The sequence below is a fragment of the Pseudomonas oryzihabitans genome, from assembly GCF_032027545.1.
In the GTDB taxonomy this organism is placed as follows: domain Bacteria; phylum Pseudomonadota; class Gammaproteobacteria; order Pseudomonadales; family Pseudomonadaceae; genus Chryseomonas; species Chryseomonas oryzihabitans_F.
The window spans coordinates 1-299 of sequence record NZ_JAVSJB010000127.1; the positions used below are offsets into that span (position 1 = coordinate 1).

1 protein-coding gene is annotated in these 299 nt (G+C 61.2%); it reads left to right on the forward strand.

The window, feature by feature from the left end; genetic code table 11:
* Nucleotides 1–46: 46 nt before the first annotated feature.
* Nucleotides 47–299 (forward strand): transposase (locus RND78_RS28015; protein WP_312733507.1); only part of this gene is annotated, 253 nt, incomplete at its 3' end.

Genomic DNA, 299 nt, shown 5'->3' on the forward strand with positions numbered 1-299 from the left:
CCGGACACCTTTTTAGGCGAAGATGATCGCCACACAGAGGTGTTCCATGAGCAAACAACGTCGTTCTTTCACGCCCGAGTTCAAGCGCGAGGCCGCAAGCCTGGTGTTGGATCAGGGCTACAGCTGTATCGAAGCAGCTCGCTCGCTGGGGCTGGTCGAGTCGGCACTACGCCGCTGGGTCAATCAACTGCAGGCAGAGCGCGGCGGAGTCACACCGGCGAGCAAGGCCCTTACGCCCGAGCAGCAGAGGATCCAGGAGCTGGAAGCGCGGATCAATCGCTTGGAGCGGGAGAAATCGC